At 70.6% G+C, this 15,224-nt stretch carries 13 protein-coding genes; 7 read left to right on the top strand and 6 right to left on the bottom strand.

The window, feature by feature from the left end; translation table 11 throughout:
• Window positions 1-93: 93 nt before the first annotated feature.
• Window positions 94-1,425 carry an MFS transporter gene (locus OG520_RS28930; protein ID WP_406015134.1) on the bottom strand — a complete coding sequence of 444 codons (1,332 nt, stop codon included), beginning with the start codon at window positions 1,423-1,425 and terminating at the stop codon, window positions 94-96.
• Window positions 1,426-1,483: 58 nt separating this feature from the next.
• Between OG520_RS28930 and OG520_RS28925 the strand changes: the two genes are divergently transcribed.
• Window positions 1,484-2,464 carry an ArsR/SmtB family transcription factor gene (locus OG520_RS28925; RefSeq protein ID WP_406015133.1) on the top strand — a complete coding sequence of 327 codons (981 nt, stop codon included), beginning with the start codon at window positions 1,484-1,486 and terminating at the stop codon, window positions 2,462-2,464.
• 69 nt (window positions 2,465-2,533) lie between these two features.
• Here the strand turns inward: OG520_RS28925 and OG520_RS28920 are convergent, their stop codons facing one another.
• Together OG520_RS28920 and glnA are read right to left on the bottom strand one after the other, a co-directional pair.
• The gene (locus OG520_RS28920; protein ID WP_266420054.1) at window positions 2,534-2,668 is read right to left on the bottom strand and encodes a hypothetical protein; all 135 of its coding nucleotides are present in this window, start codon (window positions 2,666-2,668) and stop codon (window positions 2,534-2,536) included.
• Window positions 2,669-2,740: 72 nt separating this feature from the next.
• Window positions 2,741-4,102 (bottom strand): type I glutamate--ammonia ligase, encoded by a 1,362-nt coding sequence (gene glnA / locus OG520_RS28915; RefSeq protein WP_266420052.1) that lies wholly within the window; start codon window positions 4,100-4,102, stop codon window positions 2,741-2,743.
• Window positions 4,103-4,391: 289 nt separating this feature from the next.
• On the opposite strand from glnA, the gene OG520_RS28910 reads away from it, so the two are divergent.
• The 5 genes from OG520_RS28910 to OG520_RS28890 all read left to right on the top strand — a co-directional run bounded on the left by OG520_RS28910 (window position 4,392) and on the right by OG520_RS28890 (window position 10,265).
• Window positions 4,392-5,069 carry a DUF3105 domain-containing protein gene (locus OG520_RS28910; RefSeq protein WP_406015132.1) on the top strand — a complete coding sequence of 226 codons (678 nt, stop codon included), beginning with the start codon at window positions 4,392-4,394 and terminating at the stop codon, window positions 5,067-5,069.
• Window positions 5,066-5,782, top strand: coding sequence for a DUF305 domain-containing protein (locus OG520_RS28905; RefSeq protein ID WP_406015131.1), 717 nt, complete (start codon window positions 5,066-5,068; stop codon window positions 5,780-5,782). The genes OG520_RS28910 and OG520_RS28905 overlap by 4 nt, the downstream gene beginning before the upstream one ends.
• Before the next feature lie 127 nt (window positions 5,783-5,909).
• Window positions 5,910-6,335 carry a CBS domain-containing protein gene (locus OG520_RS28900; protein WP_266420046.1) on the top strand — a complete coding sequence of 142 codons (426 nt, stop codon included), beginning with the start codon at window positions 5,910-5,912 and terminating at the stop codon, window positions 6,333-6,335.
• 397 nt (window positions 6,336-6,732) lie between these two features.
• The gene (locus tag OG520_RS28895) at window positions 6,733-8,421 is read left to right on the top strand and encodes a multicopper oxidase family protein (protein ID WP_406015130.1); all 1,689 of its coding nucleotides are present in this window, start codon (window positions 6,733-6,735) and stop codon (window positions 8,419-8,421) included.
• 89 nt (window positions 8,422-8,510) lie between these two features.
• Window positions 8,511-10,265: an NAD+ synthase gene (locus OG520_RS28890; protein ID WP_406015129.1), complete on the top strand. Its 1,755-nt coding sequence runs from the start codon at window positions 8,511-8,513 to the stop codon at window positions 10,263-10,265.
• A gap of 147 nt (window positions 10,266-10,412) precedes the next feature.
• Here OG520_RS28890 and OG520_RS28885 read toward each other — a convergent pair whose 3' ends face one another.
• From OG520_RS28885 to OG520_RS28875, 3 genes are all read right to left on the bottom strand, one after another.
• The gene (locus OG520_RS28885; protein ID WP_406015128.1) at window positions 10,413-11,453 is read right to left on the bottom strand and encodes an endonuclease/exonuclease/phosphatase family protein; all 1,041 of its coding nucleotides are present in this window, start codon (window positions 11,451-11,453) and stop codon (window positions 10,413-10,415) included.
• 262 nt (window positions 11,454-11,715) lie between these two features.
• Window positions 11,716-12,360, bottom strand: a complete 645-nt coding sequence (locus OG520_RS28880) for a TetR/AcrR family transcriptional regulator (protein WP_406016593.1) — start codon at window positions 12,358-12,360, stop codon at window positions 11,716-11,718.
• 42 nt (window positions 12,361-12,402) lie between these two features.
• Window positions 12,403-14,019 (bottom strand): MFS transporter, encoded by a 1,617-nt coding sequence (locus OG520_RS28875; RefSeq protein WP_399326161.1) that lies wholly within the window; start codon window positions 14,017-14,019, stop codon window positions 12,403-12,405.
• Window positions 14,020-14,211: 192 nt separating this feature from the next.
• Here OG520_RS28875 and panB point away from each other — a divergent pair, with 192 nt between their 5' ends.
• Window positions 14,212-15,099, top strand: a complete 888-nt coding sequence (gene panB, locus OG520_RS28870; protein WP_266420028.1) for a 3-methyl-2-oxobutanoate hydroxymethyltransferase — start codon at window positions 14,212-14,214, stop codon at window positions 15,097-15,099.
• Window positions 15,100-15,224: the final 125 nt, after the last annotated feature.

The following is a 15,224-nucleotide window of genomic DNA, read 5'->3' as shown; positions in this document are numbered from 1 at the left end:
GAGCGCGTCATGCCCACACAGCGGGCACCGCGCCAAGCCACCGCCGGGAATGCTAGCGAACAGTAAACTTTCCTACCAGTCCCCCAACTAGCTTCATTCCACACCCTGTTCGGCACCCCGTCCGGTTCCGCAAGGGCCACTGCCGGCCGCCCCGTCGGCGGGCAGGACCGCGAGAGCACCCGGGGCCGGTGGGGCGGGTTCGGTGCGGTGGGTCCGGACGTGGGGCAGTCGGCGCACAGCGGTGGAGGCCAGGGGGATCACGGCCACGGCGGCAGAGAGGACGCCGGCCGCCACGGCCACCCGGAAGCCGCCGAAGGTCCGGGCCAGCGGGCCGACGGACAGCTGCCCGATCGGGACGGCGACGTAGGACAGCAGGTCGTCGTAGGACGCGACGCGCGACAGCACACCTTCGGGGACGTGCTCCTGCAGCGAGGTGTCCCAGGCGACGGCGGTGACGGAGGAGCCTAGACCTGCGACGAACGCGCCCGCGATCAGCCACGGGGCGTGCAGCTGTGCGCCGAGCGCGAGCAGGGGCAGCGCGGCGAGCGCGCTCGTCAACTGCCCCAGCCGCAACAGGCGTTCGACCACCAGCCGGTACATCAGCAGGCTCGACACCAACAGGCCGATGCCGCGGGCGCTGAGCACGAACCCCCACGTCGCCTCGCCACTGATCTGCCGGGTGAGCTGGGGGCCCAGGATCTGCCAGGTGCCGGTCTGGACCAGATTCATCAGGCAGAAGGACACCGTGCCGACCCATACCCAGGGGATCGAACGGAACTCGGTCCAGCCGTCGCGCATGTCGGTCAGGACGGTGGTCCGCCGGGGCGCGTCCGTGTCGGTGGCGAGGGTGAGCCGCGCGAGGAAACCTGCCGCCAACAGGTAGGTGAACGCGTCGAAGGCGATGGCGGGGCCGCTGCCGACCGCGACGACGAGCACGCCCGACAGGCTCGGCCCGAGGATCTTCGTCGCGTTGCGTGCCGATCCGAGCAGGGAGTTCGCCTGCTGGAGCAGAGCCTTGTCGACGAGCCGGGGAACGATCCCGCGCAGTGCCGGCGTGGCGAACGCGGCGAGTGCGCCGTTGAGGAACTCCAGTGCGGCCACCAGGACCAGTGAGTAGTGGCCGGTCAGCAGGATCGCCGCGACGCCGCCCTGTGTGAGCGCCGAGCCCAGATGGGCGGCCACCAGCACGGACCTGCGCGGGAACCGGTCGGCCACGGCCCCGCCCACCAGAAGGAGCGCCAGCAGGGGCAGCATATGGACGGCCAGGACGACGCCGAGGTCATGAGCGCTGTCCGAGGCGTCCAGGACCGCGAAGGCGAGCGCGACCGGAGCCATCGAACTGCCGAGCAACGACACCAGGCGTCCGGCGAAGAACGCGCGGAATTCTGCCTGCCCGAAGAGAGAGGAACGCGGAGAGGAATGCACCGGCCGGAGTGTCCGGTGCTGCCGCCGCGCACGCTAACGTTTCGGCAGGAGGCGAAAGATGGTGCTGTTGCGGCTGAGTTCGTTGGCCCTGTCACGGTCCCGGTTCGCGCTGTCGCCGATCGCCGAGACGCTGGGCTCGATGATCGTTCTGAGCAGGCCCTGCGCCGATCCCTGGCTCGCCCCCTGGCACTCCCGCCACCACGAAGCATTCGGCGCCGTCCTGAACGCCGATCCCTTCGCCAAGGGGCTGGTCGAGCTGGCCGGTTCGACCAAGTACCTGCCCGGTTTCTTCACCCTGCCTCCGTCCGGCGGCATGCGCACCGGTCTCACCGAGGAGCTGAAACCGGTCGCCGCCGCGCGCGATGCGGACGTACGCGCCGACTTCGAGGCAGCCGTGGCGCGCAGTTGGAAAAGACACGACCTGAACTGGCTGGCAGGGCACGGCTGGGGAGCCCGGACGGCCGACCTGTTCCGGTACGTGTGGAAGCAACACGTCTCCCCGGACTGGCCGCGCCGCCGGGCGCTGCTGGAGCGGGACGTCACCTACCGCGCGGGACTGCTGGCCGCGTACGGCTGGCCCCGTGCCCTGCAGCACATGAACCGCCGCAGCGCCTGGGTGGGCACCGACGCGATCCGCTTCAGCGACCAGCCCGGCCCGGACCACATCGTCGGCGAGGAAGGGATGCTGTTCGTGCCGGTCTGCATGACGAGCGGCACCTGGCTGTCCGAGGCGCCGCCCGACCGGTACGCGCTGGTCTATCCGGCCCGCGGAGCCGCCGCGGCGACCGAGCGGCCGGGACCACCTCATGCGCTGGCGCGGCTGATCGGCCCCGGCCGCGCCGCCCTGCTCCACGAGCTCGAACGCCCCGCGACCACCAGCGAGCTCGCCGCGCAACTCGGTCAGTCGCTGGGCACCGTCGGCGGCCACCTGGCCGTCCTGCGCGATGCGGACCTGGTCGCAGGCACGAGAGTCGGCCGACGCGTCGTCTACCGGCGCACCGGGGCCGGCGATCTCCTGGCCGGACGGAGCGCGACCTGACCAACGGCCGACAGCATTCGCCGGCCGATCCCGGCAGCGGCTAGGGCCTGTCCGAGGGTCGGACAGGCCCTAGCGGGAAAGGACGTCGACGAGCAGTGCGCCGACGATCCACAGCGGGATCGCCAGGGCGACCAGCAGGCCGGCCAGGCAGCCGGACCTGGTCAGCCGGGCGCCGGTTCTCGTGTGGTCGTCGCTCTCCCGCATGCCGGTATTCAACCTGAACGCACTCCGGGCCGGAGGCGCACCGCCTCCGGCCCGGGTGTCACTGCGTCGCGGTCACAGCACCGGCAGCAGGGCCTTCAGCTCGAAGGCGGTGACCTCGCTGCGGTACTCCTCCCACTCCTGCTTCTTGTTGCGGAGGAAGAAGTCGAAGACGTGCTCGCCGAGCGTCTCGGCGACCAGTTCGCTCTTCTCCATCAGCGCGATCGCCTCGCCCAGGTTCTGCGGCAGCGGCTCGATGCCCATCGCGCGGCGCTCCGCGTCGGACAGCGCCCAGACGTCGTCGTCGGCGCCGGCCGGGAGTTCGTAGCCCCCCTCTATGCCCTTGAGGCCCGCGGCGAGGAGCACCGCGTACGTCAGGTAGGGGTTGGCGCCGGAGTCGATGGAGCGGACCTCCACGCGGGCGGAGCCGGTCTTGCCGGGCTTGTACATCGGGACGCGGATGAGCGCGGAGCGGTTGTTGTGGCCCCAGCAGATGTACGAGGGGGCCTCGCCGCCGGCGCCCGCGGCGCGGGAGGAGCCGCCCCAGATGCGCTTGTAGGAGTTGACCCACTGGTTCGTGACGGCGGAGATCTCCGCCGCGTGGGTGAGCAGGCCGGCGATGAAGGAGCGGCCGACCTTGGAGAGCTGGTACTCGGCGCCCGACTCGTAGAAGGCGTTGCGGTCGCCCTCGAAGAGGGAGAGGTGGGTGTGCATGCCCGAGCCGGGGTACTCGGAGAACGGCTTCGGCATGAACGTCGCCTGTACGCCCTGTTCCAGCGCGACCTGCTTCATCACCAGGCGGAAGGTCATGATGTTGTCGGCGGTGGAGAGCGCGTCCGCGTACCGCAGGTCGATCTCCTGCTGGCCGGGGGCGCCCTCGTGGTGGCTGAACTCGACCGAGATGCCCATGGATTCGAGCATGGTGATCGCCTGGCGGCGGAAGTCCATGCCGACGTTCTGCGGGGTGTGGTCGAAGTAGCCGGAGCTGTCGGCGGGGGTGGGGCGGCTGCCGTCGACCGGCTTGTCCTTCAGCAGGAAGAACTCGATCTCCGGGTGGGTGTAGAAGGTGAAGCCCAGGTCGGAGGTCTTGGCGAGGATGCGCTTGAGGACGTAGCGCGGGTCGGCGAAGGACGGCGAGCCGTCGGGCATCAGGATGTCGCAGAACATCCGGGCCGTGCCGGGGGCCTCCGCCCGCCACGGCAGGATCTGGAACGTGCCCGGGTCCGGCTTGGCGATCATGTCGGACTCGTACACCCGGGCGAAGCCCTCGATGGCGGAGCCGTCGAAGCCGATGCCCTCGTCAAACGCCTGTTCCAGCTCGGCGGGGGCCACGGCGACGGATTTGAGGTAGCCCAGGACATCGGTGAACCACAGCCGTACGAAGCGGATGTCGCGCTCCTCAAGCGTCCTGAGGACGAATTCCTGCTGCTTGTCCATAGCCACATCCTTGCAGTTCAGACGGTCCGTGCACCACCGCCCGGGGTAGGGGAGAAGCTCCAGTATCACGACCCGGGATTTCCCCCAGATTACGCACATGGAGTGATCTGGAGCACCCGGCCACCCACTACGATCGGCGCCCATGGCGCGCAGGGGGTGGAGCGGCTTCGCGACGGCCCCGCGCGCGCCGGTTCTCCTGGGGGCTTTCGTTCGGATCCGGCCCGATCCGGACGAGAGGCCCCGGCCTCCCGCCATCCGTTCCCGCCCCTTCCCAGAAGGAACTGACGACATGAGTTTCGACCCCAGGACCCCCATGGCGCAGCAGCACGACGCCCACCGCGCGCGGCAGCGCCGCGACCGTGCCCTGGCCATAGGCCTGAGCGTGCTCGTCGTCGTCGGTCTGGTCGGTTTCGGCTCGTACCTGGTGCTGGAGAAGTCCGAGGCGTCCGAGCAGAAGCGGGCCGCCCCGGCAGCGGACGACAAGGCGCCCTCGGCGGAGCAGAAGAAGCCCGCCGACGGGTCGATCGAGGGGCTGCGGACGTGGGACGCGGCGAAGCTGACCCGCAACCACGTCGGCGGGACCGTCGCGTACCCGATGAAGCCGCCGGTGGGCGGTGACCACAACCCCGTATGGATGAACTGCGACGGCGAGGTGTACACGAAGGCGCTGCCCGACGTGAACGCCGTGCACTCACTGGAGCACGGATCGGTATGGGTGACGTACACGGACAAGGCCTCGGACGCCGATGTGGCGAAGCTCGCCGAGCGGGTCGGCCGGACGCCGTACTCGCTGATGAGCCCGTACGAGGGCCAGTCCGGGACGATCATGCTGACCGCCTGGGGCAAGCAGGTGACGGTGGAGGGCGCCGACGACCCGAGGGTCGACCGGTTCTTCTCGGAGTTCGTGCAGGGGCCGCAGACACCCGAGCCCGGTGCGACGTGCACGGGTGGGCTGGGGGCGCAGTGACCGCGGTGAAGCGCGTACGGCGCGTCGAGTGGGTGGCCGGCTCCGCCGTGGTGCTCGCGCTGCTGTTCGCGGGGGCGGCGACGGTCGCCTCCGCGCGCGACGACGGGAACGGGACGGACCACGTCGCGACCGCGCCGCGCACGCCCGCCGTGGATTCGGCGGACGCCGGTTTCGCCCGTGACATGGCGGTCCACCACCAGCAGGCCGTGGAGATGTCCTTCATCGTGCGTGACCGTACGCAGGACGAGGAGGTACGCCGTCTCGCGTACGACATCGCCAATACGCAGGCCAATCAGCGCGGCATGCTGCTCGGCTGGCTGGATCTGTGGGAGCTGCCGAAGGCGGCCGCCGGGCAGGAGCCGATGGGCTGGATGGCGGCCGGGCACGAGGGGCACTCGATGGAGGGCATGGACGGGATGGCGGGCACGGGGACCGGCTACCGGCCCCATGACGGCTCCCTCATGCCCGGCATGGCCACCCGGACCGAGCTGGGCCGGCTCCGTTCGGCGAAGGGCCGGGAGGCCGAGGTCCTGTACCTCCGGCTGATGACCGCCCACCACAAGGGCGGCATCGACATGGCCCGCGGCTGCGCCCGGCTGTGCACGGTGAAGGCGGAGAAGCGGCTCGCCCGGGGAATGGTCGAGGCCCAGCAGTCGGAGCTGGACGCGATGGCCCACATGCTGGCGGCGCGAGGTGCCGGGCCCCGGTCCTGAAAGATTCCCTCCGAGCCGCAGGTGCACCCGAACGGGTGATAGCGGTCGCGTCCACCGAACGGGCCCATGACGATGGGTTGGCTCGGGGTCGTACAGCTTGCCCATCGGCACGCAGGAGGAATCCCTCATGACCACCGCCAAGGACATCATGCACACCGGGGCCACGTGGATCCCCGCGCACGAGACGCTCGACCGGGCCGCGCAGCTGATGCGCGAACACAAGGTCGGCGCGCTGCCCATCTCGGCCAACGGCGAGAAGGACCGGATGATCGGCATCCTCACGGACCGCGACATCGTGGTCGGCTGTGTGGCCATGGGCCACGATCCGTCGAAGATGACGGCGGGCGACCTCGCCCAGGGCACCCCTCGCTGGATCGACTCGGAGGCGGGTGTGGAGATGGTTCTGGAGGAGATGCAGACCCATCGGATCCGCCGGCTCCCGGTGGTCGAGAACAAGATGCTGATCGGCATGATCAGCGAAGCCGACCTGGCGCAGCACCTCACCGAGGAGCAGATCGCCGGCTGGGCGGAGAAGGTCTACGCGCGCGGCTGACCGGCCGCGCGGATCCGTGCCACGGTCCGGTGCCGATGGCCCGGTCGTCCCTTGCCGAGGGATGCCGGGCCATCGTGCTGCCCGCCCCGCCGGAGCCCGTACCACTGCGGCGATACGTTTCCGCGCGCGAGGGACACCCGTCGGGAGTAGGGTGCTCGACATGACCCTGAGTGGATGTGCGACCTACGGACAGTTGTTGCTGTTCGTATGTCTGCTCATCGGGATCCTCCACCTTCTCAGGGGTGTCGCGGCACGGGTCACGCCGCTGCCGGGGCCGGGTCCCCGGCCGGGCGCGACCTGTCCCGCCCCGTTGTCGGTGCTGCGCATATAGAAGGGGCGCGCCTCCCCCTCCCCCAGCAGACCGAAATACCGACAACACCCCGAGGTGCACTCCGTCATGCGCACTCCACCCACCCGACGCGCCGTGCTCGGTGCCGCAGTCGCCACCGCCGGTTCGGCGGTGCTGGCCGCCTGCTCCGGCGAATCCGACACGGGCCGCGGCGCCAAGAAGACCGGTAGCGCGAACGTCGGTGGCACGAGCCACGGCAGCGCGAACCACGGGGACTCCCCCGGCGGGAAGTCCGAGGGCGAGTACGTCTCCCCCGACGGGGAGGAGGTCGCGGCGGCCGAGGCCAAGCGGGGCTCGGGTCCCGTACGGAAGCTCGACCTCGTCGCCACTCCGGCCCGGCTCGATCTGGGCGGCGGGCTCACCGTCGGCTCCTGGGCGTACGACGCCCGGCTGCCCGGCAAGGAGCTCCGGGTCACGAAGGGTGACACGCTGGCGGTCACCTTCGCCAACCACCTGCCTGCGGAAACGTCTCTGCACTGGCACGGCCTCAATGTGCGCAACAACGCGGACGGCGTGCCCTACGTGACCCAGGCACCCATCAAACCCGGTGCGGAATTCGCCTACCGGTTCACCGTGCCGCACGCGGGGACGTACTGGTTCCACCCGCACACGGGCGTCCAGCAGGACCGCGGGCTGTACGCGCCGCTGATCGTCGACGACCCGAAGGAGCCCCTCAAGTACGACAAGGAGTGGGTCGTCGTCCTGGACGACTGGGTCGACGGGGTGGACGGCTCGACGCCGGACTCGGTGCTGGACGAGCTCAGCGGGGGCAGGGGCGGCATGGACCACAGCGGCGGCGCGCACGGCGCCCCCGGAAAGCCGGTCAAGCCCGCCAAGCCCGCCAAGCCCGCCAAGGGCCGCTCCGGGCCCTCACGGCTGGAGAAGGACTCCTTCAGCGAACTGCTCGACAGCCACGGGGGCGATGTCGCCTACCCGTACTACCTGATCAACGGCCGCACCCCGAAGGCCCCCACGTCCTTCGCCGCCAAGCCCGGCGACCGGATCCGGCTGCGCATCATCAACGCGGGCGGCGACACCGCCTTCCGGGTGGCGCTCGGCGGCCACCGGATGACGATCACCCACACCGACGGCTACCCGGTCCGGCACACCACGACGGACGCCCTGCTGCTGGGCATGGGCGAGCGGTACGACGTGGTGGTCACCGCCGGCGACGGGGTGTTCCCGCTGACCGCGCTCGCGGAGGGCAAGAAGGCCACGGCGCTGGCCCTGCTCCGCACCGGCAAGGGGGCGGCACCCACCGCGTCCGTACGGCCCAAGGAGCTGTACGGAAGGCTGGTGGAGGCGGAGGAACTGATGCCGGACGGGTCCGTGGAGCTGTCCTCGCGCGAACCCGACCGGACCATCCGGTTCAGGATGACCGGCAGCATGAGGGCGTACGACTGGGCCTTCGACCACGAGCCGTACAACCCCGGCCAGCGCCATCCGGTGAAGGCGGGCGAGCGGGTCAGGCTGGAGTTCTTCAACGTCACGGAGATGTGGCACCCCATCCATCTGCACGGGCACTCGTTCGGTCTGGTGGGACCGGCGGGGCCGCGCCACCGGGCCACCCGGCGCGGCGCGGTCGACTGGGCGCGCAAGGACACCGCGATCATCCGGCCGAACAGCTCCCTGGCCGTCGAGTTCGACGCGGACAACCCGGGGCTGTGGATGCTCCACTGCCACAACATCTACCACTCGGACGTGGGCATGATGACGGTCCTCGGCTACCGCCGCTGACCCGTTCCCGGCCTGGTTCCGGCGGGCCGCGGCTGTGATTCCGCGGCCCGCCAGGACATTGCGTCAGTCAGACGATTACACTGGTCCGCGTGCCTCAACTACGTCTCGCACTGAATCAGATCGACTCGACCGTCGGTGATCTCGCCGGCAACTCCGAGGCGATCGTCCACTGGACCCGGCACTCCGCCGAACAGGGCGCCCATCTGGTGGCGTTCCCGGAGATGGTGCTGACCGGCTACCCCGTCGAGGACCTGGCCCTGCGCCCGTCCTTCGTCGAGGCCTCGCGGCAGGCGCTGCGCGCGCTCGCCGCCCGGCTCGACGCGGAGGGCTTCGGGGAACTGCCGGTCGTGGTCGGTTACCTCGACCGCTCCGAGACGGCCCAGCCCCGCTACGGCCAGCCCGCCGGGTCCCCGCGGAACGCCGCCGCGGTGCTGCACCGCGGGCAGGTTGCGCTGACCTTCGCCAAGCACCACCTCCCCAACTACGGCGTCTTCGACGAGTTCCGGTACTTCGTGCCGGGCGACTCGATGCCGGTCGTACGGGTCCACGGCGTCGACGTGGCACTCGCGATCTGCGAGGACCTCTGGCAGGACGGCGGCCGGGTGCCGGCCGCACGGGCCGCCGGCGCCGGGCTGCTGCTGTCGATCAACGCCTCGCCGTACGAGCGGGACAAGGACGACACCCGGCTGGAACTGGTCCGCAAGCGGGCCCAGGAGGCGGGCTGCACCACCGCGTACCTGGCGATGATCGGCGGCCAGGACGAGCTGGTCTTCGACGGCGACTCGATCGTCGTCGACCGGGACGGCGAAGTGATCGCCCGTGCCCCGCAGTTCGCCGAGGGCAGCGTCGTACTCGACCTGGAGCTGCCGGCCGCCGCCGCGGAGCCGCCGTCCGGTGTCGTCAACGACGGGCTGCGGATCGACCACGTGGTGCTCTCCGAGGAGCCCCTCCCGGCGTACCCGGCGGAGCTGGCCGGCGGGTACGCCGAGCGGCTGGACGACGACGAGGAGCTGTACTCGGCGCTGGTCGTGGGCCTGCGGGCGTACGCCGCCAAGAACGGCTTCAGCAGTGTGCTGATCGGGCTCTCCGGCGGGATCGACTCGGCGCTGGTCGCGGCGATCGCCTGCGACGCGCTGGGCGCGCAGAACGTGTACGGCATCTCGATGCCGTCGAAGTACTCCTCGGACCACTCCAAGGGCGACGCGGCCGAGCTGGCCCGCCGTACCGGGCTGAACTTCCGCACCGTACCGATCGAGCCGATGTTCGACGCGTACATGGGTGCGCTGGGGCTGACCGGTCTCGCCGAGGAGAACCTGCAGTCCCGGCTGCGCGGCACGATGCTGATGGCCGTCTCCAACCAGGAGGGCCAGATCGTCCTCGCGCCGGGCAACAAGTCCGAGCTGGCGGTCGGCTACTCGACGCTGTACGGCGACTCGGTCGGGGCGTACGGCCCGATCAAGGACGTCTACAAGACGTCGATCTTCCGCCTCGCGAAGTGGCGCAACCGGGCCGCCGAGGAGCGCGGGCAGACCCCGCCGATCCCGGAGGCGTCCATCACCAAGCCGCCCAGCGCCGAGCTGCGCCCGGGACAGGTCGACACGGACTCGCTGCCCGACTACGACGTACTGGACCGGATCCTGGAGCTGTACGTCGACCGGGACCAGGGGCTGGACGAGATCGTCGCGGCCGGGTTCGACGCGGCGCTGGTGGCGAAGACGCTGCGGATGGTGGACACGGCGGAGTACAAGCGGCGGCAGTACCCGCCGGGCACGAAGATCTCCCCGAAGGGCTTCGGCAAGGACCGGCGGCTGCCGATCACCAACCGGTGGCGCGAGTCGGGCTGAGCGGGGCGCGGGCGCGGTGACCGGGTCCGCCCGGTCACCGCACCCGCGCGTTTCAGCGCGCGTCCACCCGGGTGTCGTCCCGCGGACCGTTTCGTCAACGTTCGCCCGGGGTGGCGGAACGGCTCACCGCGTCACAGGTGTCACGCGTCACAGCTCCACGCGCGCCACGATCGGCAGGTGGTCGCTGTCCGTCGCCGCGAGCGTCCACGAGGACATCGGTTCGACGCCCTTCACCAGGATCTGGTCGATCCGTGCCATCGGGAACGAGGCCGGCCAGCTGAAGCCGAAGCCGTCGCCGGCCGCGCCCTGGGTGGAGCGCATCTGGGCGGTGACCCCGTTCAGCGCGCGATCGTTCATCGTGCCGTTGAGGTCGCCGAGCAGGATCACCTTGCCGAGCCGTTCGTCGGCGATGGCCTCGCCCAGGGCGTCCGCGCTGTCGTCGCGCTGGTTGGCGGTGAATCCGGCGTGCAGCTTGACCCGTACGGACGGCAGATGCGCCACGTAGACGGCGACCTCGCCCTTCGGGGTCGTCACCGTGGAGCGCATCGCCCGGGTCCAGCCCATCTTGATGTCGACCGGCTTCGTGCCGCTCATCGGGTACTTGCTCCACAGGCCGACGGTCCCCTGCACCGAGTGGTACGGGTAGCGGTCGGCGAGTGCCGCCTCGTACGTCGCCACCTTGCCGCTCGGCAGCTCCTCCAGGGCGATGACGTCGGCGCCGGAGTCCGCGACCTTCTGGGCGGTGCCCTTGGGGTCGGGGTTGTCGGCGTTGACGTTGTGGGTGGCCACGGTGAGGTCGCCGCCGCTGCCGGACTTGTCGGTCAGCAGGCCGCCGAAGACGTTGAACCAGACCACGACCGGCAGCAGCAGGGCGATCAGCGCGGTCGCCGAGCGGCGCACCAGGCCGAGGACCAGCAGCAGCGGGACGAACACCCCGATCCACGGCAGGAACGTCTCGGAGAGGCTGCCCAGGTTGCCGATGGTGTTCGGGATCCTGGAGTGGAAGACCATCACGAGGGTGAGGAGGACCGAGCAGAGGGCGAGGACGATGCCGCGCCGCCAGATGCCCGGGTCGCGGGTCCACCTGTCGCGCAGGTCCCGGAGGCGGGATCCCGCCCCGGCACGCTCCGGTTCCGGTTCCGGTTCCGCACGGTCGTTCCCGGTGTCCGCTCCGTACGCCTGCACCATCGCGCTGTCCTCACTGCCTTGCCCTGCATGTCGCCGCGTCCACGACCCTAGGCGATGGGCGGCGGGTTTCCTGCCGTCGACGACGGCCGTACTGCCACGAGGACGAAGGGCGGGGTCCGCCGGGTTCCGACCGGGCGGGGGCCATACGGGCTTGTGACAGAACGATCACAATCGGACGGGTCAGATTCCGGTTTCCGGGTCCGGGAGTGTCAGGCGCCCAGGAGTGCCGGGTGTCCCCGGGAGCGCCGGGTGTCCGGGAGCGTCAGGCGTCGTCGGCCGGGCGGGGCGCCAGGCCCTCGACCAGGACCCGGACGATGCGGTCGGCGAGGTCCTCGGGCAGCGGCGCGTCGGGCCAGTGGACGGTGCGTACGAGCATGGGCCCCAGGAACAGGTCGTCCATCAGCCCCACGTCCAGGTCCGCGCGGAGTTCGCCGGCGTCGACCGCGCGCTGCACGGCGGCCAGCATGGCGACGCGGCGGGGCGCGATGACGTTGCAGTGGTACTCCGCCCACAGCTTGGGGTGGCTCTTCATCTGCGCGAACACGTTGTGCAGCAGGACCGAGGAGCGCTGGGCCAGGCCGCGCCTGCGCAGCGATTCCAGCAGCAGCCGCAGGTCGTCGAGCCCGGCGGTGCCGGAGACGGCGGGTTCCGGCGGCTCCATGTCCCTCAGGACGTCGACGAAGAGTTCTTCCTTGCCGCTCCACCGCCGGTAGATGGTCGCCTTGCCGACCCCCGCGGTCCGGGCTATCCGCTCGATGGACAGGCCCGCCAGGGGCTCACCGGCCTCCAGCAGTTCGACGACGGCGTCCAGGATCGCCCGCTCGGCCGCCGCGCTGCGCGGCCGGCCCCGTCGTGGTTCCGGATCCTCCCGGAACGGCTGGTCCCGGTCCTGTGCCTGTGCCTGTATCCGCACGTTGCTCCACTCCTCAGTTCTTCCGGGCCGCCGGTCTCACCGGCCCGCCCCCGCCGCGCGCACCGACCGGTCGCCCTCGCCGGATCCGCCGGGCCCCGGTTCGGCGCGCGGCTTCCCCGGCAGGAACAGCGCGACCACGAGGGCGCCCACCAGGGCGATGGTCGCCGAACCTACGGCGGTGACATGCATGGCCTTCAGGAACGCGTCGTTGGCCGAGGCGACCAGCGGGGCGCCCGCCGGGCCCATCCTGTCCGCGATGCCGAGCGTCGCCTCGATCGACTCCCCCGCCGCCGCCCTGGCACCGGCAGGGACCGCGCCGAGGTGCCCCTCGATGTCGCCCCGGTAGACGGTGGAGAGCACCGAGCCGAGCACGGCGACCCCGAGTGCCCCGCCGACCTGCCGGAAGGTGTTGTTGACGGCCGATCCGGAACCGGCCTTCTCCCGGGGCAGCGCCTGCATCACCGAGACGGTGACCGGCGTCATCACATGCGCCATGCCCGTGCCCTGGACGAAGAAGAGCAGACACAGCACCCAGACCGGTGTGGTGCCGTCGAACAGCGCGAACGCCGCCAGTCCGACCGCGACCAGCAGCATGCCGACGGTGCAGGTGGCGCGGGCGCCGAAGCGGTCGACGAACAGCCGGGCCCGGGGTGCGAAGATTATCTGGGTGGCGGCCAGCGGCAGCAGCATCAGACCCGCCTGGAGCGCGCTCCAGCCGCGCACGCTCTGCATGTAGAAGGCGGAGAAGAAGGTCACCCCCATCAGGGCGAAGAAGACCAGCGCTATGGCGGCGACGGCCGCGGCGAACGACGGCTCCTTGAAGTACGAGATGTCGATGGCCGGGTGGGTGGTGCGCTTCTCGTGCCAGACGAACCCGGCCAGGACGAGCAGACCGCCGAGGCTCGACAGGAGCACGACGGGTTCGGTGAAGTCGGCGAGCTGGCCGCCGCGGATGATGCCGTACACCAGCATCACCAGGCCGACGATGGAGAGCACGACACCGAGCGGGTCGGTCCGGCCCGGGTTCGGGTCCTTGGAGTCCGGCACCAGCAGCACCATCGCGGCCAGCGCCACGATCACCACGGGCACATTGACCAGGAAGATCGAACCCCACCAGAAGTGTTCGAGCAGCAGTCCGCCGGTGATCGGTCCGATCGCGATGGCCACACCGACACTGCCCGCCCAGATGCCGATGGCCCTGGGCTGCTCGTCGCGCTCGAAGACGTTCATCAGGACGGCGAGGGTGGCCGGCATGACGAACGCGGCGCCGAGGCCCATCAGGGCACGCCAGGTGATCAGCTGGGCGGGTGAGCCGGACATGGCGGCCAGCGCGGAGCCGACGCCGAAGAGCAGGATGCCGAAGAGCAGCACCTTCTTGCGGCCGATGCGGTCGCCGAGCAGGCCCGCGGTGAAGAGGAGTCCGGCGAAGACGAGCGTGTAGGCGTTGATCGCCCATTCCAGCTCGCTCTGGGTGGCCCCGAGGCCCGTGGGTGCGGGGCTGGCGATGGTCTTGACCGCGACGTTCAGGATCGAGTTGTCCAGCACGACGATGAGCAGGCTGAACATCAGGACGACGAGGATCGCCCAGCGGCGACGGTGGACCGCCTCCGGAATCTGGGATTCGGCAGCGCGAGCACCGGACGGTATCGACATGGCAAGGAGCTTATCCGATTTCGATACGAGACCGTCTCGTATTGGAAACATGTGACCGGTGGAGTCGCCTTCCGGCCATGCGCTCACCGTCATGCGCGGGCCCACTTCCCGTGGACCGTCACGGGATGCCACCATGGAACCGGTCCGGGGACGCCGTCAGGGCGCCTCGAGATGACGAAGGAGCCGTTCGCAATGTCGCTTCAGGCTGCGCGGAACCAGTCCGCAACATCCCCCGCGGGGGCCCCCACCGACAGCAGCAAGGCGCTGTACGGAGGCAAGAGCACCCGCCGTATCTCCATCCACGACATCGCCGCCGCCACCGAGCGCGGCGAGAAGTGGCCCATGCTCACCGCCTACGACGCGATGACCGCGTCCGTCTTCGACGAGGCCGGAATCCCGGTCATGCTCGTCGGCGACTCCATGGGCAACTGCCATCTCGGCTACGAGACCACCGTGCCCGTCACGATGGACGAGATCGCGATCCTCTCCGCCGCGGTCGTCCGGGGCACCAGGCGTGCCCTGATCGTCGCGGACCTGCCCTTCGGGGCGTACCAGGAGAGCCCGGTCCAGGCCCTGCGCAACGCCACCCGGCTGATCAAGGAGTCCGGCGTCGGCGCGGTCAAGCTGGAGGGCGGCGAGCGCAGCCACGAGCAGATCAAGCTGCTGGTCGACGCCGGAATCCCGGTCATGGCCCACATCGGCCTGACCCCGCAGTCCGTCAACGCGATGGGCTACCGGGTGCAGGGCCGCGGCGAGGAGGCCGCCCAGCAGATGCTGCGCGACGCCAAGGCCGTGCAGGACGCGGGCGCGTTCGCCGTCGTCCTGGAGCTCGTACCGGCCGAGCTGGCCGCCGAGGTCACCCGCACCCTGCACATCCCGACCGTCGGCATCGGCGCCGGCCCCGACACGGACGCCCAGGTGCTGGTCCACACCGACATGGTCGGGCTGACCGGCGGCAAGGTGCCGCGCTTCACCAAGCAGTACGCGAACCTGCGCAAGGTGCTGGGCGACGCGGCGAAGGAGTTCGCGGAAGAGGTCGTGGGCGGCGCCTTCCCGGCCGCCGAGCACACCTTCCACTAGTTCCACCGGGGCCCGGTCGCGCACCGGGTCCCGGGCACGGACCACTGCCCGCACCACCGACAGCCCGCCGACATCCCCCATCGGCGGGCTGTCGGCCCGCTGTCGGTGGACTGTCGGTGGCGGCT

It is taken from the genome of Streptomyces sp. NBC_00984 (genome assembly GCF_045162475.1).
Classification (GTDB): Bacteria; Actinomycetota; Actinomycetes; order Streptomycetales; family Streptomycetaceae; genus Streptomyces.
Note: the sequence above shows the minus strand (reverse complement) of the source record. Positions and strands in the feature narration are given on the sequence as shown.